This window comes from Enterococcus sp. LJL98, from assembly GCF_054871745.1.
This window is the reverse complement of record NZ_JBTXLU010000001.1, coordinates 754,457-780,050: the sequence shown is the minus strand read 5'-3', so window position 1 is coordinate 780,050 and position 25,594 is coordinate 754,457. Positions and strand designations below refer to the sequence as shown.

Below are 25,594 nucleotides of genomic sequence, written 5' to 3'. Positions count from 1 at the left end.
AAGTGCAGTGATGTACGGAGCGGACTGATACTAATCGTTCGAGGACTTAACCAAAGTTCTTAAAATAGTCTTGGTAAGACGCAATGATTTCTTCAAATCCAGTTTTGAGTGAGCAATGTTTACTCAATAATTAAATAGTGTGGTGGCGATAGCGAGAAGGATACACCTGTACCCATGCCGAACACAGAAGTTAAGCTTCTTAGCGCCGATTGTAGTGAAGGGTTTCCCTTTGTGAGAGCAGGACGTCGCCACGCTGTTGTATCTTATTCCGGCATAGCTCAGTTGGTAGTAGCGCATGACTGTTAATCATGATGTCGTAGGTTCGAGTCCTACTGCCGGAGTCTTAATCGAAGAACATTCTAAATGGATGTTCTTTTTTGTTACAATCAAGTATTGGAGGAGAGAAACTTGAAGAAGAAATATCTTTTATTTGATTTAGATGGAACAATTATTGAACCAAGTCAAGGAATCTACCAATCAGTGAATTATGCAATGAGTAAATTAGGTCGAGAAAGGCTATTAGAAGAGACTTTAAGAACATTTATAGGGCCACCATTAGAGGATTCCTTTATGGGCTTAGGGATGAATATAAGCGAAGCACAAGAAGCAATTTCTTATTATCGTGAATATTATCGGGAAAAAGGAATATTACAATTGAATGCTTATCCCGGAATCAAAACTGTGTTACAGGAGTTAGCGAAAAAGAGTCAACTTTATTTGGCTACATCAAAACCAGAGCCTTTTGCTGAACATATTTTAGAACACTTAGAATATACGCAGTATTTTACTGGAATCTATGGCGCTAATTTGTCAGGAACTCGTTCAAAAAAAGCAGATGTCATTAAAAGAGTATTTGAGCAGTCGAAAATTGCAGATTATGATCAAGTAGTGATGATCGGTGATCGAAAGCATGATATTATTGGTGCAAAAGAAAATGGGATTGATAGTATCGGCGTTTTATATGGATTTGGTTCAGAATTAGAGTTGAAGGAAGCAGGCGCAACAGAGTTAGTAGAAAGTGTTCAGGATCTTTTAAGTCTACTAAGTTAAATATAACAAATTATTTTCAATTAGTTACTTGACTTTTTAACAGAAATTAGGTATCCTAGGTCTTGTGCTAATTGAACATTTGCCGCCTTAGCTCAGCTGGTAGAGCACCACCATGGTAAGGTGGGGGTCGTCGGTTCAAGTCCGACAGGTGGCTTTAAAAATCAATGATTGATTTTTAAATAACGTTACCTTATAATTGAATGATTCGTTTAGAAAGTTCAATTTTGAGGATGAATGAGATACATATTCCGGCATAGCTCAGTTGGTAGTAGCGCATGACTGTTAATCATGATGTCGTAGGTTCGAGTCCTACTGCCGGAGTAAAAAAGAAGTTTTTTCAATTTTGAAAAAACTTCTTTTTTTGTTTTATTTTAACTTTTGATACAATTCAATCGTTTTCGCTTCGATCTTATTTGTATAATAATAATCGGCGTCCGCTGTTTGAATCCATAAAATCGGTTTTGAATGATAGTCAACATAGAGATATAGCGTGTGTTGGTTGCTGCTAAAACGTCCGATTGCATAATTATCAGTAGCTGTACCAAAGGTTTTTATTAATGGAGTCGGTAAACGGTCGACTAATTGAATTGCCTTAATGTCTTCTAATGGAATCGTTTGCCTCTTAGCTAAAGGAGCAGAGAGTTGAATTGCTTGCTCGTGAATCGACAGTTGTAGAGGATTCTTTGTGAAATCGTACAAATAACTTGGAATGAGAGTGAAAAAGATTGTCACGATTAACAACAAGGTCACCACGCCCATGATCACTTGTCCTGAGCGCCGTCCGAGATTGATTCCAAGATTCATCCCGATTCGATCGGGAACAAAGAGTTTTGGGTCGTCTGGATTGATATAAACACCGTAGCGCCAATAAGCATCTTCTCCATTATAACGATACTCGGATTGTTGCATTAATAGAGTATCTTGTTTTTTTCGGAGCAAGTAGAGATAGCCGATGATAAAAAAAACAAATCCCAGTAAGCTTGCGATAAAAAGTGTCGTTAGGACAATTGCGAATATACCAGCTGCTTCCATCATAAAAATGGGTAAAAACAAAAGCGGTAGCATCCACCAATTCGTTAAAACAAGGAGGAAAGACCAGTGATGTTTGGTTAGATCATTGAGCTGTTTATTTGTTTGAGGGTGATTGGTTAAGCTTTTAGCGGGAATTCTTCCGACGTAGTGGTACATGTATAGCATCATTAGAAAGAAACCAGTATGACAAAGGAATAAAAGAATGCTCGTTTGAAGATCTGTTACTTTAAAGGTATACCAAGCTAAAGGGAATGTCGGTAAAAAAGCAAGATACAACCAATAGCTAGCCACCATCTTTTGATTTTTTTCTAAGACAAGTTTGGTATCGATTCGTTTTGGTTCAATTTCAAGCTGCCAATGCTCGTTAGTTACTAGTTCTTTCATTCGGTGAATATAAAAAATCTTACACAAATACATGGCTCCCAAACTGCTGAATAAAAGCAACCAAAATATAGTGAGTTGAATAGAGTCATAGGAAGTAAACAGTAGTGATGTACTGCTAAGGCTAAAAAAAGCACCTAATAGGAATAAAGTATGTCGATATTTTTTACACAAAGCCCGAACAAAAGGATGGCCAAGAGATTCTTTCGGTAATGTATTTTCTAGGATGACTTGCTGGTGAGGACGGGCCGCCAAACTTAAAGTGAAAATTTGAATTCCATAAGTGAAGATTAATAAAGCAATTAATAGTACATTCATTTCTTATCCCTCTCTTTTTCAAAATTCGCCAACACTTTTTTTACATCCAATAAAATCGTCTCTGTGTCTTCTTGGTGTAAAAAACCATCAGCTAAAATCAATGTTAATTTTTCTAAATAGTTTTCCTTTTTTAATGGATCAAAAGGTCGAGGGAAAGTGATTGTTGTCCCCTTCCTACGATCCGTCTGCAAGTAGCCATCTGTTTTTAATCGAGCATACGCTTTTGAGATTGTCATCGGATTGATCCCTAACTCATCACTCAATTGTCGAATGGAAGGTAATTGTTCTCCTGGAAATAGTTTTTGGGTGGCAATCCCAAGAATGATTTGTTGTTGAATTTGCTTATAGATCGGGAGTTCCCTTTGTTCATCGATATCAAAAATCATTTTTCTCACCTCTTTGTATCAGTAATTATAATACAAAAAGATCGGAAAAGAAAGGAAAAGAGGATTGTGTTTCTAAAATGAGAAGAGTAGAATAAGCAGTATCAAAGAAAAAGGAGTCTCAAATATGTCTGAAATCACAATGTCGTTAACAGAAAGATTTGCTCAAAGTTTTGTCGATAACCAAAAGAAAGTAACATCCCAGCGCAGCGTCGTGAAAAATGGAATTAAAGCCTCAGCAGAAGACATGCAAGCAACCGTAAATAATGTGCCAGTCTTTTCAATTGATCTTGAAACCGGAAAAGTTTCGAACCAAGCACAGTCCGGTCGCTGCTGGATGTTTGCCGCTTTAAATACGTTTCGTCATAAAATGTTACATGATTTTAAGTTAAAAGAATTTGAACTTTCTCAAAATTATACTTTTTTTTGGGATAAGTATGAAAAAGCCAATTACTTCTATGAGAATATTTTACAAACGGCTAATGAAGATTTGACAAGTCGAAAGGTGGCCTTTTTACTTCAAACACCTCAGCAAGATGGTGGCCAGTGGGATATGATTGTCTCAATCTTTCAAAAATATGGTGCCGTCCCTAAATCTGTGATGCCAGAAAGCTATAATTCCAGCCATTCTTCTGAAATCAATCATTATTTAAATAAAAAATTACGAAAAGATGCGATTCTTTTACGTCGTTTGGTTGCGGAAGGAAAAAGTCGAGAAGAAATTCAAGTGATAAAAGAAAGTTTCCTTGAAGAAATTTATCACTTTCTCGCGATGTCCTTAGGTAACCCACCGACGACATTTGATTTTGAGTATCGTGATGAAGAAAAAAACTATCACCTTGATCGTCAGTTGACACCCCAAAGCTTTTATGCGAAATATATTGGAGTGAACTTAGATGACTATGTTAGCGTGATTAATGCGCCTACTGCCGACAAACCATTCAATCAATCCTATACGGTTGAAATGTTAGGAAACGTCGTAGGAGGCAAAGAGGTGCGTTATTTAAACGTTGAGATGGAAACCTTTAAAGCTCTTGCAATTGCGCAACTAGAACGAGGAGAGTCTGTTTGGTTTGGTTGTGATGTTGGCCAATCATCAACGAGAGATAGTGGGATTATGGCGACAGAAGCGTTTGATGTGGACGCGCTATTTGAAATCAATTTTGAAATGACAAAAGGACAACGTTTGGATTACGGTGAAAGCTTGATGACACATGCGATGGTCTTAACTGGGGTCGATTTGATTGATGGGCTACCGACGAAATGGAAAGTTGAAAATAGCTGGGGTGAAAAAGTCGGAGAGAAAGGATTTTTTGTGGCTAGTGACGCTTGGATGGATGAATACACCTATCAAATTGTGATTCATAAAGATTTGTTAACGGTCGAACAACGTGCCGCTTTTGAGGCGACACCAACGATGTTAGCTCCTTGGGATCCAATGGGTGCTTTAGCTTAACCAAAAAAAGAAGGATGCGGGAAAATGGCAAGCAGTGTTTTCTCGCATTCACTTTAATTTGAAAGGGAAGAAAATGGGATTAACGTACGAAATGCCGCATGAAGTGGCTTATTGGGAATGTGATATGTATGGACGAATGACGATTTCAATGTTAGTAGCAGTTGCGATTGCCGCCTCAGAAAAACAAAGTAATTTATTGGAACGTGGAACAGATGCGATTCATGCGCTTGGACTTAATTGGATCATTACAGATTATGATTTAACCCTTGCACGATTACCGAGAGTCGGAGAAAAGGTACGGTTTAAAACAGAGGCAACTGCTTACAACCGTTTCTTTTGTTATCGAAGCTTCTGGGTTTTTGCTGAAGATGGCCAAGAGTTGGTGAAGATTGAAACGGTTTTTGCCTTAATGAATCAAAAGACACGAAAGATTGCTCGTGTTCAAGAGGAAATCATTGCACCCTATAAAAGTGAAAAGTTGCCTTCGATTAAACGAATGTCGAATATTTTACCAATTGAACAAGGAGAAGCACAGGCCTTTCAAATTCATTTTTTTGATTTAGATGAGAATCAGCATGTAAACAACGCGGTTTATTTTAACTGGTTATTTGCGCCATTAGGCTTCACCTTTTTAACGAATCATTTACCTAAAAAGATTCGTGTGCGATTTGAAAAAGAAATCTTATATGGCTGCCAAGTTCTGAGTTTTTTTGAAGTGAAAAAGAAGGAAGGAACCATCGAAACGCTTCATGAAATCAAAGTTGAAAATGAGATTTGTTGTCGAGCGCAAATGGAATGGGAGACCTCAGGAGATAGGGATTAAAACCTATCTCTGAGGTTTTTTTCGTTAAAATAAACTTGAGTTTTTTTCGATGGATTGGTATGATAAACATTACAAAAAAAGGCGGTGAGCGGATGATTAAAGCAATTTTTTTTGATGTGGATGGTACCTTGCTATCAAGTAATGGTCGTGTGTCAAAGCGCACGAAAAGAGCGATTATGCTAGCCCAACAGCAGGGGGTCCTATGTGGCATTTCAACTGGACGGGGTCCGAGTAGCTTGAAAAAAATCTTAAAAGACTTGGATTTGGATATGTTTGTGACGTATAACGGACAATACGTCTATACGAACGAACGTCTGATTTATGCCAGAGCATTTGAAAAAGAAGTGGTGGAAGAAATCGTGGCTTTTAGTAACAATCATTCGCGTCAAATTCTTTTTGGAGGAAAGAACCGAACAGAAGGCAGTTTAACAATGCGCATCGGTGAATCGAGTTTTGTTCGAAAATTTATTCGTTTTATTCCAAAACGTTTTCCCATTCGCCGAGTAAAATTGATTTTACAAAAATATAGCCCGAATAGACGCAGCAATCGGTATTCTCATCTAGGGATTTTAAAAGAACCGATTTATCAATGCATGATGTTTGGTGCGGATTATGAACATCAAAAATTACAGGCGGCTCTACCAAATTGTGATTTCCAGCGTTCAAATCCCTATGCGGTAGATTTGGTTCCAAAAGGTGGTTCGAAAGTGCGCGGGATGCAGTTCTTTTTGGCCGATCAAGGGATTGAACTTGCTGAAACGATGGCATTTGGTGATCACTTCAATGATATTGAAATGCTAGAAGCTGTCGGTGTGGGCATTGCAATGGGGAATGCGGAAGCAGCAACAAAAGAAAGTGCAGACTATGTCACTGACAACCATGACCAAGAGGGAATTGAAAAAGCTTTGCAATATTATGGTGTCATTCATCAAGAAGAGGAAGTGTAAATTCAAATGAAACCTTATGAGATGACAGAGGAATTTCATCGGACCTTTGATACAAGCGGGGCCTCGTCTCCAACGATTCTTTCGATTGAGCAGGCAAGTCATCGTGTCGGTTTTAAAGTGGAAGAATTAGTTGAGTTACTAGCGGCAACGAGTGCCGGAGAAGAAGAATTTGAACACGCTGTAGCAGCTATGCATCAAGCGGTTGAAGCAGCGAAAGAAAAAGTCCGAAAAAAATCAGAAAAACGATCAGACACCCTCGTTGAACAAGTGGATGCCTTGACAGACTTGCTTTATTTTACTTATGGGACGTTTTCTTTAATGGGGATCAATCCAGAACCGATGATGGCAATTGTTCATCAAGCAAATATGGGGAAACTTTTTCCAGACGGACGCCCACACTATGATCCGGTGACGAATAAAGTCTTAAAACCGCCTCATTGGGAAAAAGAATATGCACCCGAAAGGAAAATACGCCAGGCCTTGGATCAACAGATTGAGACGAAAAGGTAAGGAGAAAAATCTTTATTCATATGACAAAAAGACCTGTGACGATTGTCGCAGGCCTTTTTGTTGGGAGAAACCCCTTTCGATTTTTAATCAAAAAACGTGTAATAGAGGCTACGAATCGCATCAAATTCACGTTCCTTATGAATACCAAACATGATACTCACTTCAGAAGAACCTTGGTTAATCATTTCAATGTTAATATTTTTTCGTGCGAGTGCGGCTGTACTTTCAGCCATACTTCCTACACGATGTTTCATCCCTTCTCCAACGACAACAACTAACGAGAGGTCATGGGTGATACGTAACTCATCTGGATCGATTTCATAGGCAATTTTTCGAAGCAATTCTTCTTGAATTTCAGGTGTCAATTGGTCGGAGCGCAAAATGATTGATAAATCATCAATTCCAGATGGAATATGTTCGTAATTTAAATTGAAGTCTCGAAAAATTTCTAAGATTCGCAAGGTGAAACCAACTTCTCGGTTCATTAAGTACTTGCTTAAGTAAATCATTGAGAACCCTTCATCGCTTGCAATCCCCACGACAGGCTTCGTTAAATCGGTTCGCTCAGTTGTAATCAATGTGCCTGGGTGGCTAGGGTTATTTGTATTTTTGATAACCACGGGGATTGCCGCTTGGAAAGAAGGCATTAAAGCTTCTTCATGAAAGACAGAAAAGCCAGCATAAGCTAGTTCTCGCATTTCACGATAAGAAATTTCCTTAATCGTTTCCGGCTCATGGACATAACCTGGATGTGCTGCATAAATCCCATTCACATCGGTAAAATTTTCATAGAGACTGGCTTTGACTCCGCGAGCAACAATCGCGCCAGTGACATCCGATCCGCCACGTGAGAAGGTACAGATATCACCATTTTCGGTATAACCAAAAAAGCCTGGAATGACGAGAATTTCTTTTGTTTGCCGCCATTTTTTGATTTCGTGATAAGCTTTTGTCAAAATTTGTGCATTTTGCGGATGGCAGGAAACAATTATTCCTAGTTCTCGGGGATTAATGTAACGTGCTTTTAATCCCTCCGCTCGAAGAATACTTGCGATTAATTGGGCGTTACAATTTTCTCCAGTGGCTAGAATCGTATCTAAAAAGTAAGGATTGTCTGCAATCACCAGGTCTTTTAGCGCCTGCAGCTCATCATAAATTTTGTGGAGCTGATCGGCCGCCACTTGATAAGGGTGGGCAATTTCTTCGTAGCGTTGGTAGATATCTTCAATGAAGGCATCGATTGGTTGTTGTTTCATGCGAGCCTCATAAAGTTCAATTAGGAGATCGGTTACTTTTTTATCTTCTGTTGCACGTTTTCCGGGAGCAGAAACAACGACAAATTTGCGTTCTTTTTCTGCTGCAATGATTCGAACAACTTTCTTCACTTGTTTTGCTGTGGCAAGTGAGCTGCCACCAAATTTGATCACTTTCATTTTAATCCTCTTCCCATCAATTTTTAATATATTACCTTTAAATGCCTAATAAATCAAGTGTTTTCAGTAATTTTTAGGAAAAAATCAGCTTGATTTCCATCCGAATTTAAATAAGTAAAGGAAATTTCAAGAAATTTGATTATTTTGCTTGTTGCTAGTGCTTGCAAAACTTGTTTGTGCTATAATTTATTTTAGATGCTTTTTATTTGAAGGATGAACGATAAAAAAATAAAAACAATTTGTGTCCATCACAATGAATATGAATGCTGGAGTAAAATGGAGGAATTTTGAATGGAGAGTCAAGTAATCATCGGAATTGTCATCGCCATTATTGCCGTCGTTGCGGTTTTGTATGGGGTGGGCTTTTTCATGAGAAGGAAAAATCAAGAAAAGCTCGATTCGTTAGCCAAACGTAAAGAAACACTTTTTGATTTACCTGTGATTGAAGAAGTAGACGAAGTAAAAAAAATGCATCTAGTGGGCCAAAGCCAAAATACGTTTAGAGAGTGGAGTCAAAAATGGACGGAACTTTCGACAACGGATTTTGCAGAGTTAGAAAGTCAGATTTTTGAGGTTGAAAACTTAAATGAAACTTTCCGCTTTTTTAAAGGGCAAGCAGCTGTCAAAGAAGCAGAAGAAACAATGGATGCAATGGAAAAAGGCGTAGAAGAAATTCGTCAAGGATTAAAAGAATTGCGCGAGAGTGAAGAGCGTAACTCCTTGCAAGTCCAGCAAGCATTGGATGTTTACGAAGAATTAAAGAAAGAATTACGTGAACAGGGTAGTACTTATGGGCCGGCATATGCAGAGTTACAAAAACAAGTGAAAAACATTGAAATTGAATTTACTCAATTCGTGACGTTAAATACTTCAGGCGATCCGGTGGAAGCAAGAGAAGTTCTAGATACGGCAGAAAACCATACGTATGAATTAGAAGATCTAATGAAACGCATTCCAGTTGTTTATGAAGAGCTACATAAAATTTTTCCTGGTCAATTGAAAGAAATTGAAGAAGGATATAAAAAATTACTTGAAGCGAAATTTAAGTTTCCAGAAGCGAATTTCGAACAGGAGATTCAACGAGTGGCACGCCGTGTTGAAAACTCGATGGCAGATTTAGCGAAAGTTGAAGTTGCTGCAGTCGAAGTTGCGAACCGTGACACGACACATGAGATTGATATTTTATATACGGTGATGGAGCGAGAAATTGATGCGAAAAAATACGTCTTGAAAAATCGTCAAATCATCGAAGAATACATCAATCACTCGATGAAAAATAACCGTCAATTACTGATTGAATTGGATCACACGTCACAAAGTTATACGTTGAATCATAACGAACTCGGACGCGTACGTGGTTTCCAAACAGAAATCGATGAATTGGTTCGTCGCCATGGCATTTATTTACCTCAAATCGAAGGACATGAAATTCCGTACTCTGAAGTTCAAGCTTTTTATAAAGATGCCTATCAAATTTTAGATGATGTGGAAAATCAACAAGTCGAAATTGATGATTCGTTACGTGTTTTACGTAAAGATGAAAAAGTCGCTCAAGACAAAATTGAAGATTTCGAATTACAGTTACGTAATTTAAAACGTTTTGTTGAAAAACAACGCTTGCCTGGTTTAGCTACGGATTACTTGGAATTTTTCTTCTTAGCAACGGACCGAGTAGAAGAGTTGGGCAAAGCCTTAAATAAAATCCGTATTAATATCGAAGAAGTGAATAAACTTGTCGCTATTTGTGAAGAAGAATTACAAATTTTAGATACACGTACCAAAGAATTAGTTGATGCAGCAGCTTTAACGGAACAGTTAATGCAATATGCAAATCGTTACCGTCATTCTCATCCAGAAGTGAAAGCAGCAATTGAACATAGTCTGGTCTTGTTTAATGAAGAATATCGTTACCAAGATGCTTTAGATGAAATTGCAACCAGTCTTGAACGAGTGGAGCCAGGTGCTTTCAAACGTTTAGAAAGTTTCTATTTTAATCATCGTGACTTAGTTTAAATTTGAACTATTTTGAATTCTTGTTTCGAGAATTTCAAAATAGTTTTTTTATTGACTGACTAGAAGTTTTCAATTACTTGAAAGCGATGGGATGAATCGTTATAATGAAAAAGAATTTAAAGAGGAAGGAATTTTAAGGATGATATATTTTGATCACAGTGCAACGTCACCTATTTTTCCAGAAGTTCTAAATACCTATGTTCAAACAAGTCAGAGAATAATGGGGAATCCTTCGAGTTTACATGATTTAGGCAATCAAGCAACCCGTTTATTACAACAGGCGAGAAAGCAAATGAGCCAACTTTTAGATGTTTCAGAAAAGGAAATCTTTTTTACAAGTGGTGGGACAGAAGGGAACAATTGGGTGCTAAAAGGCACAGCATTAGAAAAGCGAACTTTTGGTAACCACCTTATCCTTTCAAGTATCGAACATCCTTCGGTAAGTGAAACCGGCAAACAATTAGAGCAGCTAGGTTTTGAAGTGAGTTTTGCCCCTGTGACGAAAGAAGGATTTGTTGATCTTGTTGCCTTAAAAAATCTCATTCGGAAAACGACCATTTTAGTTTCAGTAATGGCTGTTAATAATGAAATTGGAGCGATTCAACCGATTCATGAAATTGGTGAGCTTTTACAAGCGTATCCCAAAATTCATTTTCACGTGGATGCAGTTCAAGGGATTGGCCATGTACCAACGGAAAACTGGTTAACAAAACGGGTTGATTTTGCCACTTTTTCAGCTCATAAGTTCCATGGGCCTAAAGGGGTTGGCTTTGTCTTTTGGCGTGAAGGTCGGCGTCTGGCCCCTTTGCTAACAGGGGGCGGGCAAGAAGAGGGGAAACGAAGTGGGACCGAAAATGTTGCGGGGATTGTCGCGATGGCTCGTAGTTTACGGATGACCTTAGAAAAAAATGCAGCACACCCACAACATGTCGCACAGCTAAAAGGGTATCTTCTAGCAGCTTTAAAAAAATACGAGAAGGTAACGGTTTTTTCTCAAGAAGAAGATTTTTCCCCTCATATCTTATGTTTTGGTTTAAAAGGGATTCGAGGCGAGGTCATGGTTCATGCATTCGAGGAGAAGCAAATTTATCTTTCGACAACGAGTGCTTGTTCAAGTAAAAAACAACAAGTCGGTGGGACCTTGCATGCGATGAACATTCCAGAAGTACAGGCGACAACGGCAGTTCGAATTAGCTTAGATCAAAGTAATACCTTGGCTGAGGTCGAACAGTTTTTAATTGTTTTTAATCAATTGTATCAAAAATTTGGAAAGATTAATTAAGGAGAATGGCATTGAAGTATACAGAAATTATGGTTCGTTACGGTGAACTTTCAACCAAAGGAAAAAATCGGCGGACATTTATTGATCGCTTAGCAACGAATGTGAGAAAGAGCTTAATTGACTTTCCTGCTTTAAAAATTAAAGCGGAAAGAGATCGCATGCATTTAATTTTAAATGGTGAAGATAGTGAGCGTATGATTCCCTTATTATCAAAAGTTTTTGGAATTCAAAATTTTTCACCAAGCATTCGGGTTGAAAAAGACATCGAAGTGATTAAGCAGACAGCGCAAGCAATGATGCAGGAAATTTATACGGGAGTTGAAACGTTTAAAATTACTGCGAAACGCAGTGATCATGATTTTATTCAAGATAGCAATGAATTAAACCTAACTTTAGGGAATGCAATTTTTGATATTTTTCCCAATATCAAAGCCCAAATGAAACAACCGGATATTAATCTGCGACTAGAAATTCGTCAAGATGGGGCATATTTATCTTATGAAACTTTGCGAGGAGCAGGAGGGTTACCAGTTGGAACGGCTGGGAAAGGCATGTTGATGCTCTCTGGCGGGATTGATTCACCCGTTGCTGGCTATCTTGCAATGAAACGTGGGGTGGAGATTGAAGCCGTTCATTTTGCAAGTCCGCCTTATACGAGTGAGCAAGCCTTACAAAAAGCCAAAGATTTGACGAAAAAACTAACACCTTACGTGGGAAGCATCCAATTTATTGAAGTCCCTTTTACCGAAATACAAGAAACCATTAAAGAAAAGGTTCCCCAAGGTTACTGGATGACGATAACCCGGCGGATGATGTTACGCCTAAGCGATGAGATTCGTGCGCTGAGAAAGGGGTTAATTATTGTTAACGGAGAATCGTTAGGGCAAGTGGCTTCTCAGACCTTACAGAGTATGGTAGCGATTAATGAAGTGACACAGACGCCAATTATTCGTCCCGTTGCAACGATGGATAAATTAGAAATTATTGAACTGGCAGAAAAAATCGGAACCTATGAATTATCCATTCAACCTTTTGAAGATTGTTGCACCATTTTTGCACCACCCCAACCAAAAACGCGTCCAAGACTCGATAAAGTACAACTTTATGAAGCGCGTTTGGATGTAGAGGGGATGATTGAGCGAGCAATGGCTGGTTTGATCATTAGTGAAATTTCAGCAAGCCAAGAAGAAGACGATTTTTCTGATTTATTATAACACTTTGGCCAAGTGAAGAAAAAAGATCGATAAATAGGGGAGCAGACCTGATTTATCGACCTTTTTTATTTGTGAAGAAAAGCAGGATTTGTCTTGCGAATAAAATACTGACGTGGTACACTTTATGTGAACTTATTAACAAAGAGGTGGAAAACGTGGAAGTGAAAGAAATGAAAAAGTTGCCTAAAGCAACAGCGAAACGCTTACCACTATACCTGCGTAATTTAAAAGTACTTGAAACCAATGGAGTTGTTCGAATTAAATCAAAAGAATTTGCTGAAATCACTCAAGTTCCATCGGCAACGATTCGTCGTGATTTTTCGTACTTAGGTGAGCTAGGTCGTAGTGGTTATGGTTATGAAGTGCCTTTTTTAATAGAAGTCTTTAGTGAATTACTAGCAACAGATGAGAAAAAACGAATTGCCTTAATCGGCGTAGGAAATTTAGGGAAAGCACTGCTAAAAAACAATTTTAGAAGAAACGAAAACTTAAAAATTACTTGCATCTTTGACAATAACCCGGCATTGATTGGTACAGAGTTTGATGGCTATCCAATTTATGGCATGGATCAATTTCAAGAAATAGTGCAAGAAAATGCGATTAACGTTGCGATTACAACGGTCCCTAGTCATAGTTCGCAAGAAGCCGTCGATGTGATTGTCGAAGGCGGAATTACAGCAATTTTGAATTTTGCACCGGATCGTGTGTCTGTCCCTCCTTATGTGAATGTGCGTTACATTGATTTGACGACCGAGTTATTAACATTAATCTTTTTCGACAACGAGTACCATTATCAGACACCGATGTTAAACTTTAGCGATCGTTAGGTATTGAACGAAGCGTTTGACAATCAAAAGGGTTCATTGTAAAATGAACCAAGACGTTGAACAAGAGGAGTAGCTAAAAACTTGTTTTTTAGAGAGAAAGTCAAGTGCTGAAAGACTTTCAACAAATTTAGCGAAGGTAGCTTGGGAGTTTTTGGTTTGAAAAAAGTAAGACCAAACGTGTCGTGATCGTTAACTCACGTTTTAAGAGGTAGAAATTTTTTTCTACAATTTAGGTGGTACCGCGTAATTTACGCCCTAAGATGTTTTTACATCTTAGGGCTTTTTTATTTTTTAAGGAGGAAAAAAGATGGTAAAAAAAGAACTATCGACCAAGTATCAGCCCAATGAAGTGGAAGCGGGTCGTTATCAAGAGTGGCTAGCCAAAGATTTATTTAAACCAAGTGGGGACAAACAGGCAAAACCTTACTCGATCGTCATTCCACCCCCAAACGTTACCGGCAAATTGCATTTAGGTCATGCTTGGGATACCACGTTACAAGACATTATTATTCGTCAAAAAAGAATGCAAGGGTTTGACACGCTTTGGTTACCTGGGATGGATCATGCAGGGATTGCAACTCAGGCTCGAGTAGAAGAAAAACTACGGGAGCAAGGAATTTCGCGTCATGATTTAGGTCGTGAGAAATTTGTTGAAGAAGTTTGGAGTTGGAAAGAAGAATATGCCAGTCATATTCGTGAACAGTGGGCGAAAATGGGGTTATCATTAGACTATAGTCGTGAACGCTTTACTTTAGATGCTGGTTTGTCAGAAGCCGTCAAAAAAGTTTTTGTGACGATGTATGAAAAAAAACTCATCTATCGTGGAGAGTACATTATTAACTGGGACCCTCAAGCACGGACAGCACTATCGGATATTGAAGTGAATCATAAAGACATTGAAGGAGCTTTCTATCACATGTCTTATCCATTAGCTGACGGTACTGGCGAGGTTGAAATTGCAACAACTCGTCCCGAAACGATGCTAGGTGATACCGCGGTAGCTGTTCACCCAGAAGATGAACGCTACCAAGATTTAATTGGAAAAATGGTTGTTTTACCTTTAGTGAATAAAGAAATTCCAATAATTGCCGATGATTATGTGGACCGAGAATTTGGTACGGGTGTGGTAAAAATTACACCAGCACACGACCCAAATGACTTTGAAGTCGGGAATCGCCACGACTTGCCGCGTGTCAATGTGATGAACGATGATGGCACGATGAATGAGCTTGCAGGGAACTATACAGGGATGGATCGTTTTACTGCGCGGAAACAAATTGTGCAAGATTTAGAAGCGCTTGGTCGACTAATAAAGGTTGAAAAAATGGTTCATAGTGTCGGTCATTCAGAAAGAACTGGCGTGGTCGTTGAGCCACGTTTATCCACGCAATGGTTTGTCAATATGGCACCATTAGCCAAAGAAGCCATTGAAAATCAAGCCACCGAAAATGCCGTTGATTTTTATCCACCGCGTTTCAACCAGACCTTCTTACGTTGGATGGAAAATATTCATGATTGGGTCATTTCACGCCAATTATGGTGGGGGCACCAAATTCCCGCTTGGTATCATAAAGAGACAGGCGAAACGTATGTAGGAATGGAAGCGCCTCTTGATTCTGAAAATTGGGAGCAAGACCCAGATGTACTAGACACCTGGTTTAGTTCAGCTTTGTGGCCATTTTCAACCATGGGTTGGCCGGACGAAACAAGTGAGGATTATCAACGTTACTTCCCTAACAGCACTTTAGTAACGGGTTATGATATTATTGCTTTTTGGGTTAGTCGAATGATTTTCCAAAGTTTAGAGTTCACGGAGAAACGTCCTTTTGAAAATGTCTTGATTCACGGCTTGATTCGGGCAGAAGATGGTCGTAAGATGAGTAAATCTTTAGGAAATGGGATTGATCCCATGGAAGTGATCGATCAATATGGAGCGGATGCACTCCGTTGGTTCCTATCAAATGGTTCGTCACCTGGCCAAGATATGCGCTTTAGCTATGAAAAAATGGATGCTGCTTGGAATTTCATCAATAAGATTTGGAACGCTTCACGCTTTGTTTTAATGAATATTGAAGACTTAACGGTGGAAGAGCGAAGCCTTGAAGGAGAAAAGACGGTTGCAGATCGTTGGATTTTAAGTCGTTTAAATGAAACGATTGAACGAGTAACGCATCTATTTGATCGTTTTGAATTTGGTGAAGCGGGTCGTCAATTATATAATTTTATCTGGGATGATTTTTGTGATTGGTACATTGAGATGAGTAAAGAAACATTATACGGTGACGATGAAACGGCTAAGAGAATGAATAAAAATGTTTTAGTGCACGTTTTAGATCAAAGTTTGCGTCTGTTACATCCGATTATGCCTTTTGTGACAGAAGAAATTTGGAGTAAATTACCAAAAAATGGTGAATCTCTCGTAGTAGCCGAGTATCCAGTTGTCGAAAAAGAATGGTTGGATGACGTTGCAACGACAGGAATGGAGACTTTAAAAGAGTTAATTCGTTCCGTGCGAAATATTCGCGCTGAAGTGAATACGCCATTGTCAAAAGAAATTACACTCTTAATTCAAACGCACGATGCGAAGATTGATCAATTTTTAAAAGAGAATACCAATTATATCGACCGTTTTTGTAATCCAGAAGAATTGGTCATTTCGAGTGAAATCAAAGCCCCAGAACTCGCGATGTCTGCCATGTTAACTGGAGCGACCATTTTCTTGCCATTAGCTGATTTAATCAATATCGAAGAAGAAATTCAACGTTTGAATAAAGAATTAGCGAAATGGACACAAGAAGTGAAACGTGTTCAAGGAAAATTATCAAACGAACGTTTTGTTTCAAATGCGCCTGAAGCAGTTGTTCAAGAAGAACGAGAAAAAGAAAAAGACTATTTAGAAAAACAACAGTCAACGATTGAGCGAATCGAACAATTAAATAACATTTTATAATAAAAAAATAAGAGTGATTCTAAACTTTTTAATAAGTTTAGAGTCACTCTTTTTGTCGTTAAAAAGCAAAAAAAATGTCAAAAACGTGTAGAAAATCATGGTACATTTCAGGAGGCTTCAATCAAATAAAAAAGAGGTGAGCACAATGAATGGTTCTTTTTTTTGCGGTAATCAAATGGTCAAAAACAAACACTTTACTCATTGAGAATGAAACAAAAACATAATTATTCTTTTTTGTGTTCAAACTAGGGTTATTTAATTTTAAATTCAGAACACTTTCTTTGGTTGTTCATTTGTTTTTAAGTAAAAAATGATATAACTAAATCGTTGTTGCTCATTCATTGTTACTAAATCTAAGTCGAGTGATTATTAGTAAAAGGCTTAAATCAAGAGAGAAACGACCGATATAAGAGAATAAGAAGATTGAACTAGAAAAAAAGATGAAGGAAATTTCACCGGATGTTCATTTTTAGTTTTAATTAAATTCTTTTTTGGAAATAATGTTAAAAGATGAGAAGAAGAGACTAATTTTCTTCTTCATTGGCTTGCTACTTAAAAACAATTGATCGTTGTGAAGTGTTTGAGAAAAATAATTTCAGAAAGAGTGAAGGAACAAAATGAAGAAGTTAGCTAAGAAAACAATTGTCAAATTAAGTATATTAACTGCTGTTGTCATCGGCTCAGGATTAGGAGTTTATGGCTATGCAGAATCCGTTAAAGAAGGACAGATAAAAGAACATTTAGTTAGTCAACAAAATGGCTTGGAACATTCTTTAAAAAAACTATATGAGGAAGAGTATTATCAAATTGGAACGATCGAACAAATTAAACAAACGTTGGCGATGTATGCATCAAAACTAGAAGCGATTCAAGGGAAAACGAAAACATTAACAAATGAGAATGCACAAGAAATTAAAGCCAATAGTCGAGAATTGGCTCAAGAAATTGCTGCTTTTTATGATCTAGTTAAAATTTATGAAGCGCAAAATACTTTATTTGAAGAAGAAATTTTAACCAAAGATGGCGTGAACAAAGAAGCGACATTAAAAAAAGAAGTAACATTAGAAAAAATCAATGACGTCTTTGAAACGGTGCAGGCAAATGAACAAAGTTTTCAATTAGAGGATGAAACCAAAGAAGTAATCGCATATGCCGAAACGCAATTTACGTCGAAAAAAGCAGTTGATGACTGGTTAAGAAAAAACGGAAAAAAATACAATGAGAAAAACTATCGTGGACTACAAGAATTAGTGGAACAGGTTGTCCCGCAATCGGTGAGAGAGTCGTATCAGTCTTCCGTGGTGTCCTTTAAGAAAGGATTAGATAAAAAAATTGCCGATGAAAAAGCCGCAAAAGAAAAAGCGGCAAAAGAAAAAGCCGCCCAAATCGCTCAGGCACAAACATCATCGACAAGTCAAACTGAAAACCAAGTGACCACTCAGCAATCTTCGAGCGGAGAGTCTACGAATGGAACGAATAAAAACACCAATCAACCATCTGCTTCGAATTCCACAAATATTACGGTAAACGGCAATAGCCTTTCGTCTCAAGCTGCAACGCCGGCACCAGCACCAGAACCGAGAACCGATGGCTTTAACTTTAAAGGCTATCACTTTGATTTAAGTTCTTTTTCAGGAGTAGGGGCTGTACCTCAGTGGACTCCATACATTTATCAGTGGTCAGATGATCCTTCCCATTACTTGGTTGAAAAAGCAAGTAGTGCCGGCAGCGCCATTTGGAACATTGGTGTTGGCGATACGGTAGTGATTAATGGGCAAACCTATACAGTATTTCATGTGATGCGCCATGTCGCAAATGATGACAACGCTTATGGTGTCTTGAAATCTCAAGGAGCAACCGTGACTTGGCAAACATGTGAAACAGCCGATCCAAATTCCGCTTTAGCGATTTGGTATGCCTACTAGTAAGGAAATTTTCGTGAAAAAAGACGGTTTGTTTATCGAAAATTCCGAAAAGTCAGACGCTTTAGTCGTTTGAAAAGCCTGATGTTGTTGAAAAAAAGCATTTCAAAAATTTGCATTCGAAAAGAAAAAAAGCAAACGTACAATAGGGTGTGGGCGACCGCTACTCTAGCAGACGCTTGCTTTTTTTCTATAAATAAAAAGAAGAGCCGTAGCGAAAGGAAGAGAAAGCAGTTGCCTCTTTCGGCGGAGCAAGCGACATTAGAAAGGAAATGGTGGCAGGTTCTTTCTCGAATCAGAGGAAGAATCGTCGGGGGGGAATCACAGAACAGTCATTTTAGAAGGAGAAAATCCAGTTATAATAAAGATAGAAATAAGAGGTGCTTAACTGCTAAAAATGAACGGTAAAAGTAGATATTTCTTATGTTTTTCATTTTCTTGTTATTTACATGAATTGAATCTACTCAATTCAGATAAAAAGAGTCTTTTCGATTCATTGCAATCCTTCAGATGCGAGTGAAGTTAGATGGCAAGTTGAAAGAAAGGATGAGAAAAATGAAACAGGGAAACATGACGAAACGGACACTATTTTTAGTCATTGCACTGGTCATTTCAGGGTTGGCACTCACCTTTTTTACCTATCGATTGATTACAAAAGACCTTCACTTAAAAAATCAATTGATTCGTGAAGGTGAGGCAATTGATGATTCGATTCATACACTATCAGAAGGAAAACTTTATCAAATCGTCGTCATGGATCAAACGAAAAATCATTTAGAGGGATTGGACAGACAATTAGAAAAGATAAAGACAAAATCTAAAGAAATTCCTGAAAAGCATACGAAGGAAGTCGTTGAAAGAGTAAATAAAGTTGAAGAAGAACGTGCAGATTTATATGGTTTAGTCACGATTTATCAGCTGCAGCAAACCTTATTTGAAGCAGAGATTTTAACGGAATCAGGGATAGATCTGACTGTGAAAATTAAAGACGAAGTTGACGAACAACAGATAGAATCGGTTGCCAATCAAATTGAACAAGTGGATCAGGTGAATCCATCCATGACTGAAACCGCAGAAGTCCTCGCGTTTGCAACGGAACAAATTTTAACAAAGGAATCCGTAGAAAAGTGGTTAGCGAAGAACAAAAAGAGCTACACGGATAAAAATTATCGTGCGTTGAAAAAAATGGTCGAACAAGTTGTTCCAGAATCGGTCCAAGCCCTTTATAAAGAAGATTTGACGACATTCAAGAGAACACTTGAACGACAAAAAGAAGCAGAAAAACAGCGCCAAAATACGACTCACATCACTCTCGATCGGAAGAGCGAGAATACCGAGAATACCGTGGAGCCAAATGCCCCAACAAATTCGGAAGAACCCGCTATTTCCTCTCCTTCACCAGAAACCCCCTTTGACACTTCTCCGAGAACCGATGGCTTTAACTTTAAAGGCTATCACTTTGATTTAAGTTCTTTTTCAGGAGTAGGGGCTGTACCTCAGTGGACCCCTTACATTTATCAGTGGTCAGATGACCCTTCCCATTACTTGGTTGAAAAAGCAAGTAGTGCCGGCAGTGCCATTTGGAACATTGGTATTGGCGATACGGTAGTGATTCATGGGCAAACCTATACAGTGTTTCATGTGATGCGCTATGTTGCAAATGATGACAATGCTTACGGTGTTTTAAAATCTCAAGGAGCAACCGTGACTTGGCAAACATGTGAAACAGCCGATCCAAATTCCGCTTTAGCGATTTGGTTTGCCCATTAGTTGAAGTAGAAAAGAGTGGGGAGAAAGACGTCCTCGCTCTTTTATAATGAGCCCAATGATTCAAGCAGTTACCTGAGGGAATGTATGTTTTTCATGTGACAATCCAGAAGGGTTTGGTATAATGACGAAGAGGTGATAATGTGGTAGAGACAATCGAAGAAGCCATTGAATGGATACATGGTCGTTTACCTTTTGGTATTCGACCAGGACTAGAAAGAGTAGAGGCCTTATTAGCATTGGTGGATCATCCAGAGAAGAAACTAAAAATGATTCACCTTGCAGGGACAAACGGGAAAGGTTCAACTGTCAGTTATTTAAGTCAAATGCTACAAGAAGTTGGTTTAAATGTGGGCACGTTTACTTCACCCTACATCGAAGTGTTTAACGAGCGAATCGCTTTAAATGGTCGCTATATTCCAGATGAGGATTTGCTACAGCTCGTTCAAAAATACCAACCACTTGTTGCGATCCTTGATCAACAAGAAGCGGTTAGCGGCATTACCGAATTTGAGTTACTGACGGTTATGGGGTTGGATTATTTTTACAGTCAAAAAGTGGACGTTGCCATTATTGAAGTTGGTCTAGGTGGATTACTGGATTCAACCAATGTCATCCAGCCTGTATTAACGGGAATCACAACGATTGGTTTAGACCACACAGATATACTAGGCGAAACACTGGCCGAAGTTGCTAGTCAAAAAGCTGGGATTATTAAACCAAATACGCCGCTTGTTACAGGAAATATTGTGGAAGAGGCGCGAACCGTTATTCAAGCGCGTGCGAAGACGTTAGATGCACCGATTCGACTCTATGGAGCAGACTATCAAGTAGCCAACCCCAAACCGGATCCACTTTGGGGCGAACGCTTTGATTTTTACAATGAGAGTGGGAAGTTGAAGGATTTGAAAACGCCACTTCTAGGAGCGCATCAAGTGGAAAATGCCGGCTTAGCCATCGAATTGTTTTATACTTACTGTAAGTTAAATGACTTGCCAGTCTTTCCTGAAATGATTCGAAAAGGGTTAGCTAAGACAGCGTGGCCCGCTCGGATGGAAAGGATTCAAGAAGAACCACTTGTGATTCTTGATGGCGCACATAATGTCCATGCGATGCAACGACTGGTTGAGAATATGCAAAAGACCTTTGCGAATCGCCGGATTTATATTTTGTTTTCAGCCTTAGAAACCAAAGATATTCAGCAAATGTTACAAGCCTTATGTCACATCCCTAAAAGTGAAATCGTGCTGACGACGTTTGATAATCCGCGAGCCATTCAATTAAAAAAACACTACGAAGAAACGAATCCTCTTAAAATAACGATTGCTTCTTCTTGGAAATTTGGTTTGGCAGATTTATTAGAAAAAAGTACGCCAGAAGATGTCATTTTAATTACAGGTTCTCTTTATTTTGTCTCTGAAATCCGTCAATACTTATTAAGCTTATAAAGGAGCAAAAAATGAAAAAATACCAAGGTGTGATTTTTGATTTAGATGGTTTGTTATTTGATACGGAACGTCTTTATTATCAAGCGACACAAGAGATTGCGAATCTTATGGGTATCCCTTATGATCAAAGCATTTATCATCGTTACATTGGAATCAGTGACGAAGAATTGTGGGTCGTTTACCATGACCTCTACGATGAAGATTTTGGGTCAGAAAAAGTAGATCAATTTATTGTCGCTATTTTTAATCGGAGTGTGGAAATGTTTGAAGCCGGCGAAGCAGATTTAAAAGAGGGGGTTTTGGAGTTACTGACTTTCTTAAATCAACACCAAGTCGCCAAAGTGATTGCTTCGAGTAATCAGCGACGTCTGATTGATATTTTGTTAAAAAAAGCAGGAATTATCGACGAATTCGAAACGATTTTTTCTTTTGAAGACGTGCAACGAGCAAAACCAGATCCAGAAATATTTAAAAAAGCGCACCGTTTTTTAGCTTTGCCACAAAAGGAAATATTGATTCTAGAAGATTCTAGAAACGGCGTATTGGCGGCTCATGGAGCGGGGATCGATGTGGTGATGGTTCCTGATTTAGTGTTACCTACACCAGATTTGGAAGCGAAAATTACAAAAGTTTTACCGAGTTTGTTAGAAGTCCCTCATTTTATCATAAAATAAAGGAACTCCTTTGCGTATGTTAGTTTGAAAATACGTAAAGGAGTTTTTATATGAGCGAAAAATTAATGCGGACAATCCCGAAAAGTTCTTTGCCACGAGAGAGATTGTTAGAGTATGGAGAACAAGCGCTTTCCAATCAAGAGTTATTAGCAATTTTATTGCGAACGGGTTCCGCTCCCTATAACGTGATGGAGTTGTCCGGCTTACTGCTAGCCGCTTTTCCCAGTTTATACGACTTAAAAGCAGCCTCTTTAAATGAATTACAAGAAGTTCGAGGGATTGGAGCGATTAAAGCAATTGAGCTAAAGGCAATGATGGAATTTGGGCGTCGCATCCATCAGTCACTGCAACCTAAGTACGGAAGTGTACGAACGAGTATGGATTTAGCGTATCAATTAATGGAAGAATTAAAAGACTACCAACAGGAACACTTGCTATGTTTGTATTTAAATACAAAAAACGAAATCATTCACAGACAGACGTTGTTTATTGGGTCGCTCAATCAGAGTATTGCGCATCCACGTGAAATTTTTCGCGTGGCGGTTCGCTATAGTGCCGCTCGGATTATTTGTGCGCACAATCATCCATCCGGAAATCCTGAACCTTCGATGAACGACCGACAATTTACCCGACGTTTAAAAGAATGCGGCGAGATGATGGGAATTGAATTATTGGACCATTTGGTGATTGGTGATCAGAGTTATGTGAGTTTAAGAGAAGAAGGATTTTGGGAACATTAAAAAAGAATGAATTCCAAGGTTGCAAAATATTGAACATACGTGTAGAATAGTAGATGTAATTTTGTTTCGCAAGTAGGAGTTAAAATGAAAGATTTGACCTCTATGTGTATGACGAGCAAAGCTTACGAATTATTATTGTGCATCAGCACTAGGAGGTTATATTCATGGAAAATGGAACAGTAAAATGGTTTAACGCAGAAAAAGGTTTTGGTTTTATTTCTCGCGAAGATGGTAGCGATGTATTCGTACACTTCTCAGCAATCCAAGGTGACGGATTCAAAACTTTAGAAGAAGGCCAAGCTGTAATATTTGATGTTGAAGACTCAGATCGTGGTCCTCAAGCAACAAACGTTAACAAAGCATAAGAATTTAACAAAAGAAGCGTAGATAATAATCTGCGTTTCTTTTTTTATAGCTAAAGAAAAAAGAACAAAGACGAGCTTTGATTTACGGGCTCATCTTTGTTCTTTTTATGCTTGATCGGGCGTCATTACCATTGATAAAATCATTGGATGTCTTTCGGTTTTTTCGAATAAGAAAGGTTGTAGAGCAGCAGACATTGCTTCTCTTAATTTATATTCGGTACAATTTGGTTGTTGCAAGGCTTCGCGTAAGCTATTGAATAAAACCGTCTGTCCTTCACTAATCATTTCACCGGATTCACGCATGTAAACAAATCCACGTGATAGGATATCTGGACCAGCTAAAATTTCTTTGCTTTCAATATCAACCGTTGCTACCGCGAGGACTAAACCTTCTTCTGAAAGAATCCGGCGATCTTTTAAGACGACATTGCCAATATCTCCAATGCCACTACCATCAACATAAACGTCATTTGCATTGAAATGTCCAGCAATCCGAGCGGTATCTGCTGTCAATGCCAGCAGATCGCCATTTTCCATAATGAAGCAATTTTCTTCTGGTACGCCGGTATCTTGTGCCAATTGGGTGTGAATTTTTAACATACGAAACTCACCGTGAACGGGCATAAAAAATTTCGGATTCATTAAACGTAGCATTAATTTTTGTTCTTCTTGTCCACCGTGACCAGAAGTGTGAATATTATTTAATTTCCCGTGGATGACTTCCGCGCCTGCTTCTAAAAGTAAGTTAATTAAATGGTTGACACTTTTGGTATTTCCCGGAATGGGTGAGCTTGAAAAAATGACGGTATCGTCTGGGTGAATTTGAATTTGTCGGTGTGTACCATTAGCAATCCGACTCAAAGCCGCCATTGGCTCTCCTTGTGAGCCTGTACATAAAATCATTGTTTCATTTGCAGGTAAACGATTAATTTCAGAAGCATCTACGAAGGTGCCTTTAGGAACTTTAATGTAGCCGAGGTTTTGTCCATTGACAATCGCGTTTTCCATGCTTCGTCCAAAGACTGCAATTTTTCTACCGGTTGCCACTGCTGCATCTGCGGCTTGTTGTAGGCGGAAGATGTTTGAAGCAAAGCTGGCAAAAATAACACGACCTTCAATCTTTTCAAAAATTCGGGTAATGGAAGAACCAATTGTTTTTTCAGATTTTGTAAAAGTAGGAATTTCTGCATTCGTACTATCTGATAATAGACACAAAACGCCTTCTTCTCCAATCCGCGCCATCTTATGCAAGTCGGCTGGTTCACCTACTGGAGTAAAGTCAAATTTGAAATCGCCGGTTGCCACAATGTTTCCTGAAGGTGTTTTAACAACAACACCAAGGGCTTCAGGGATACTGTGCGTCGTACGAAAGAAACTAACCGAGGTTTTACGAAAACGAATGATGCTGTCTTCGTTAATTTCATGGAGGGTAGCATCGCGCAACAAGCCATGTTCATCTAGTTTGTTTGTAATCAAGGCAAGGGCTAGCGGGCCCGCATAAATCGGAATATTCGCTTGTCGTAATAGGTAAGGAATACCACCGATATGGTCTTCGTGGCCATGGGTAATGACCAGGCCTTTTACTTTGGATAAATTTTGTACAATGTAACTGTAGTCGGAAATCACATAGTCAATCCCGAGCAATTCGTCTTCAGGAAACTTAATTCCTGCATCAATTAGGATGATCTCATCTTGGAATTGAACCCCATAACAGTTTTTCCCGATTTCACCTAAACCACCGATGCCAAAAACACCAGTTTCGTTGTTTTTTAGGGAGACTTTCATTTTAAAACTCCGTCAAAATGAAGTCAGTGTTTTCTTTTTCGTAAGCTAAGTGATTGCCTTCTAATAGTTGAAGATATTCGATATTATATGGGGTATTATCCTCAACTAATTGACGTGCAAGAACTTCTGTTTCTGCTTCAATATAAAGAGATTGTGTTTGTTCTCTTTTTGGGTTTTGATCTTTTCTCTCTTGGTAAAAAACTTTATAAATCATGTGATACTCTCCTTTATCTGCTGGGCAGTTTTTAAGGTTTGAATTTTAACGCACCAAAAT

At 38.6% G+C, this 25,594-nt stretch carries 21 protein-coding genes, 3 tRNA genes, 1 rRNA gene and 1 other annotated feature; of the genes, 20 read left to right on the top strand and 5 right to left on the bottom strand.

Translation table 11 applies throughout. From position 1 onward, the window contains the following. The first annotated feature begins 138 nt into the window (after positions 1–138). The 5 genes from rrf (at position 139) to ACYSNO_RS03615 (ending at position 1,371) form a co-directional block, all read left to right on the top strand. A 5S ribosomal RNA gene (gene rrf / locus ACYSNO_RS03635) occupies positions 139–254 on the top strand. A gap of 13 nt (positions 255–267) precedes the next feature. Next, positions 268–341: transfer RNA gene (locus tag ACYSNO_RS03630), tRNA-Asn, on the top strand. 22 nt (positions 342–363) lie between these two features. After that, complete coding sequence (locus ACYSNO_RS03625) at positions 364–1,050, top strand: HAD family hydrolase (protein ID WP_461729693.1); 687 nt, start codon at positions 364–366, stop codon at positions 1,048–1,050. An 81-nt stretch (positions 1,051–1,131) separates the two neighbouring features. Further along, a tRNA-Thr gene (locus ACYSNO_RS03620) sits at positions 1,132–1,204 on the top strand. A 93-nt stretch (positions 1,205–1,297) separates the two neighbouring features. Beyond that, positions 1,298–1,371, top strand: a tRNA-Asn gene (locus tag ACYSNO_RS03615). A gap of 45 nt (positions 1,372–1,416) precedes the next feature. Here the strand turns inward: ACYSNO_RS03615 and ACYSNO_RS03610 are convergent. Both ACYSNO_RS03610 and ACYSNO_RS03605 read right to left on the bottom strand, forming a co-directional pair. Then, a complete protein-coding gene (locus ACYSNO_RS03610) occupies positions 1,417–2,781 on the bottom strand; it encodes a PH domain-containing protein (protein ID WP_461729692.1) in 1,365 nt (454 codons plus the stop codon). Beyond that, entirely contained in the window at positions 2,778–3,167 is a 390-nt protein-coding gene (locus tag ACYSNO_RS03605) for a GntR family transcriptional regulator (protein ID WP_461729691.1), read from the bottom strand. Before ACYSNO_RS03605 ends, ACYSNO_RS03610 begins: the two co-directional genes overlap by 4 nt. Before the next feature lie 124 nt (positions 3,168–3,291). On the opposite strand from ACYSNO_RS03605, the gene ACYSNO_RS03600 reads away from it, so the two are divergent. The 4 genes from ACYSNO_RS03600 (at position 3,292) to ACYSNO_RS03585 (ending at position 6,900) form a co-directional block, all read left to right on the top strand. Beyond that, complete coding sequence (locus ACYSNO_RS03600) at positions 3,292–4,620, top strand: C1 family peptidase (RefSeq protein WP_461729690.1); 1,329 nt, start codon at positions 3,292–3,294, stop codon at positions 4,618–4,620. 73 nt (positions 4,621–4,693) lie between these two features. Beyond that, positions 4,694–5,443, top strand: a complete 750-nt coding sequence (locus tag ACYSNO_RS03595) for an acyl-ACP thioesterase domain-containing protein (protein WP_461729689.1) — start codon at positions 4,694–4,696, stop codon at positions 5,441–5,443. A gap of 92 nt (positions 5,444–5,535) precedes the next feature. Then, on the top strand, positions 5,536–6,390 hold the full coding sequence (locus ACYSNO_RS03590) for a Cof-type HAD-IIB family hydrolase (protein WP_461729688.1): 855 nt from the start codon (positions 5,536–5,538) through the stop codon (positions 6,388–6,390). 6 nt (positions 6,391–6,396) lie between these two features. After that, positions 6,397–6,900 carry a pyrophosphohydrolase domain-containing protein gene (locus ACYSNO_RS03585; RefSeq protein ID WP_461729687.1) on the top strand — a complete coding sequence of 168 codons (504 nt, stop codon included), beginning with the start codon at positions 6,397–6,399 and terminating at the stop codon, positions 6,898–6,900. A gap of 83 nt (positions 6,901–6,983) precedes the next feature. Here the strand turns inward: ACYSNO_RS03585 and ACYSNO_RS03580 are convergent, their stop codons facing one another. Then, on the bottom strand, positions 6,984–8,333 hold the full coding sequence (locus tag ACYSNO_RS03580) for an aspartate kinase (RefSeq protein WP_461729686.1): 1,350 nt from the start codon (positions 8,331–8,333) through the stop codon (positions 6,984–6,986). Positions 8,334–8,624: 291 nt separating this feature from the next. Between ACYSNO_RS03580 and ACYSNO_RS03575 the strand changes: the two genes are divergently transcribed. The 11 genes from ACYSNO_RS03575 to ACYSNO_RS03525 all read left to right on the top strand — a co-directional run bounded on the left by ACYSNO_RS03575 (position 8,625) and on the right by ACYSNO_RS03525 (position 23,535). Next, positions 8,625–10,346, top strand: a complete 1,722-nt coding sequence (locus tag ACYSNO_RS03575) for a septation ring formation regulator EzrA (RefSeq protein ID WP_461729685.1) — start codon at positions 8,625–8,627, stop codon at positions 10,344–10,346. Positions 10,347–10,485: 139 nt separating this feature from the next. Continuing rightward, entirely contained in the window at positions 10,486–11,628 is a 1,143-nt protein-coding gene (locus ACYSNO_RS03570; RefSeq protein WP_461729684.1) for a cysteine desulfurase family protein, read from the top strand. A gap of 11 nt (positions 11,629–11,639) precedes the next feature. After that, on the top strand, positions 11,640–12,842 hold the full coding sequence (gene thiI / locus ACYSNO_RS03565; protein ID WP_461729683.1) for a tRNA uracil 4-sulfurtransferase ThiI: 1,203 nt from the start codon (positions 11,640–11,642) through the stop codon (positions 12,840–12,842). 170 nt (positions 12,843–13,012) lie between these two features. After that, the gene (locus ACYSNO_RS03560; protein ID WP_461729716.1) at positions 13,013–13,669 is read left to right on the top strand and encodes a redox-sensing transcriptional repressor Rex; all 657 of its coding nucleotides are present in this window, start codon (positions 13,013–13,015) and stop codon (positions 13,667–13,669) included. Positions 13,670–13,716: 47 nt separating this feature from the next. Next, positions 13,717–13,930 (top strand) — a binding site (T-box leader). Positions 13,931–13,976: 46 nt separating this feature from the next. Next, positions 13,977–16,619: a valine--tRNA ligase gene (locus ACYSNO_RS03555; RefSeq protein WP_461729682.1), complete on the top strand. Its 2,643-nt coding sequence runs from the start codon at positions 13,977–13,979 to the stop codon at positions 16,617–16,619. 617 nt (positions 16,620–17,236) lie between these two features. Then, a complete protein-coding gene (locus ACYSNO_RS03550; RefSeq protein ID WP_461729681.1) occupies positions 17,237–18,544 on the top strand; it encodes a hypothetical protein in 1,308 nt (435 codons plus the stop codon). 552 nt (positions 18,545–19,096) lie between these two features. Continuing rightward, positions 19,097–20,311, top strand: a complete 1,215-nt coding sequence (locus ACYSNO_RS03545) for a hypothetical protein (protein ID WP_461729680.1) — start codon at positions 19,097–19,099, stop codon at positions 20,309–20,311. A gap of 140 nt (positions 20,312–20,451) precedes the next feature. Next, entirely contained in the window at positions 20,452–21,756 is a 1,305-nt protein-coding gene (locus ACYSNO_RS03540; RefSeq protein ID WP_461729679.1) for a bifunctional folylpolyglutamate synthase/dihydrofolate synthase, read from the top strand. A gap of 11 nt (positions 21,757–21,767) precedes the next feature. Further along, positions 21,768–22,430, top strand: coding sequence for an HAD family hydrolase (locus tag ACYSNO_RS03535; RefSeq protein WP_461729678.1), 663 nt, complete (start codon positions 21,768–21,770; stop codon positions 22,428–22,430). A 50-nt stretch (positions 22,431–22,480) separates the two neighbouring features. Further along, the gene (radC, locus tag ACYSNO_RS03530; RefSeq protein WP_461729677.1) at positions 22,481–23,170 is read left to right on the top strand and encodes a RadC family protein; all 690 of its coding nucleotides are present in this window, start codon (positions 22,481–22,483) and stop codon (positions 23,168–23,170) included. A 164-nt stretch (positions 23,171–23,334) separates the two neighbouring features. Then, complete coding sequence (locus ACYSNO_RS03525; RefSeq protein ID WP_461729676.1) at positions 23,335–23,535, top strand: cold-shock protein; 201 nt, start codon at positions 23,335–23,337, stop codon at positions 23,533–23,535. Positions 23,536–23,640: 105 nt separating this feature from the next. Here ACYSNO_RS03525 and rnjA read toward each other — a convergent pair whose 3' ends face one another. Then, positions 23,641–25,320: a ribonuclease J1 gene (gene rnjA, locus ACYSNO_RS03520; RefSeq protein WP_461729675.1), complete on the bottom strand. Its 1,680-nt coding sequence runs from the start codon at positions 25,318–25,320 to the stop codon at positions 23,641–23,643. A gap of 1 nt (position 25,321) precedes the next feature. Continuing rightward, the gene (locus tag ACYSNO_RS03515) at positions 25,322–25,534 is read right to left on the bottom strand and encodes a DNA-directed RNA polymerase subunit epsilon (protein ID WP_461729674.1); all 213 of its coding nucleotides are present in this window, start codon (positions 25,532–25,534) and stop codon (positions 25,322–25,324) included. Positions 25,535–25,594: the final 60 nt, after the last annotated feature.

Coding starts and splice junctions, on each gene's coding strand:
- ACYSNO_RS03585 (WP_461729687.1), top strand. CDS start 6,397: ATGAAACCTTATGAGATGACAGAGGAATTTCATCGGACCTTTGATACA.
- ACYSNO_RS03525 (WP_461729676.1), top strand. CDS start 23,335: ATGGAAAATGGAACAGTAAAATGGTTTAACGCAGAAAAAGGTTTTGGT.
- ACYSNO_RS03550 (WP_461729681.1), top strand. CDS start 17,237: ATGAAGAAGTTAGCTAAGAAAACAATTGTCAAATTAAGTATATTAACT.
- ACYSNO_RS03575 (WP_461729685.1), top strand. CDS start 8,625: ATGGAGAGTCAAGTAATCATCGGAATTGTCATCGCCATTATTGCCGTC.
- ACYSNO_RS03515 (WP_461729674.1), bottom strand. CDS start 25,534: ATGATTTATAAAGTTTTTTACCAAGAGAGAAAAGATCAAAACCCAAAA.
- ACYSNO_RS03555 (WP_461729682.1), top strand. CDS start 13,977: ATGGTAAAAAAAGAACTATCGACCAAGTATCAGCCCAATGAAGTGGAA.
- ACYSNO_RS03535 (WP_461729678.1), top strand. CDS start 21,768: ATGAAAAAATACCAAGGTGTGATTTTTGATTTAGATGGTTTGTTATTT.
- ACYSNO_RS03545 (WP_461729680.1), top strand. CDS start 19,097: ATGAAACAGGGAAACATGACGAAACGGACACTATTTTTAGTCATTGCA.
- rnjA (WP_461729675.1), bottom strand. CDS start 25,320: ATGAAAGTCTCCCTAAAAAACAACGAAACTGGTGTTTTTGGCATCGGT.
- ACYSNO_RS03570 (WP_461729684.1), top strand. CDS start 10,486: ATGATATATTTTGATCACAGTGCAACGTCACCTATTTTTCCAGAAGTT.
- ACYSNO_RS03595 (WP_461729689.1), top strand. CDS start 4,694: ATGGGATTAACGTACGAAATGCCGCATGAAGTGGCTTATTGGGAATGT.
- ACYSNO_RS03600 (WP_461729690.1), top strand. CDS start 3,292: ATGTCTGAAATCACAATGTCGTTAACAGAAAGATTTGCTCAAAGTTTT.
- radC (WP_461729677.1), top strand. CDS start 22,481: ATGAGCGAAAAATTAATGCGGACAATCCCGAAAAGTTCTTTGCCACGA.
- ACYSNO_RS03590 (WP_461729688.1), top strand. CDS start 5,536: ATGATTAAAGCAATTTTTTTTGATGTGGATGGTACCTTGCTATCAAGT.
- ACYSNO_RS03560 (WP_461729716.1), top strand. CDS start 13,013: ATGAAAAAGTTGCCTAAAGCAACAGCGAAACGCTTACCACTATACCTG.
- ACYSNO_RS03605 (WP_461729691.1), bottom strand. CDS start 3,167: ATGATTTTTGATATCGATGAACAAAGGGAACTCCCGATCTATAAGCAA.
- ACYSNO_RS03580 (WP_461729686.1), bottom strand. CDS start 8,333: ATGAAAGTGATCAAATTTGGTGGCAGCTCACTTGCCACAGCAAAACAA.
- ACYSNO_RS03625 (WP_461729693.1), top strand. CDS start 364: ATGGATGTTCTTTTTTGTTACAATCAAGTATTGGAGGAGAGAAACTTG.
- ACYSNO_RS03610 (WP_461729692.1), bottom strand. CDS start 2,781: ATGAATGTACTATTAATTGCTTTATTAATCTTCACTTATGGAATTCAA.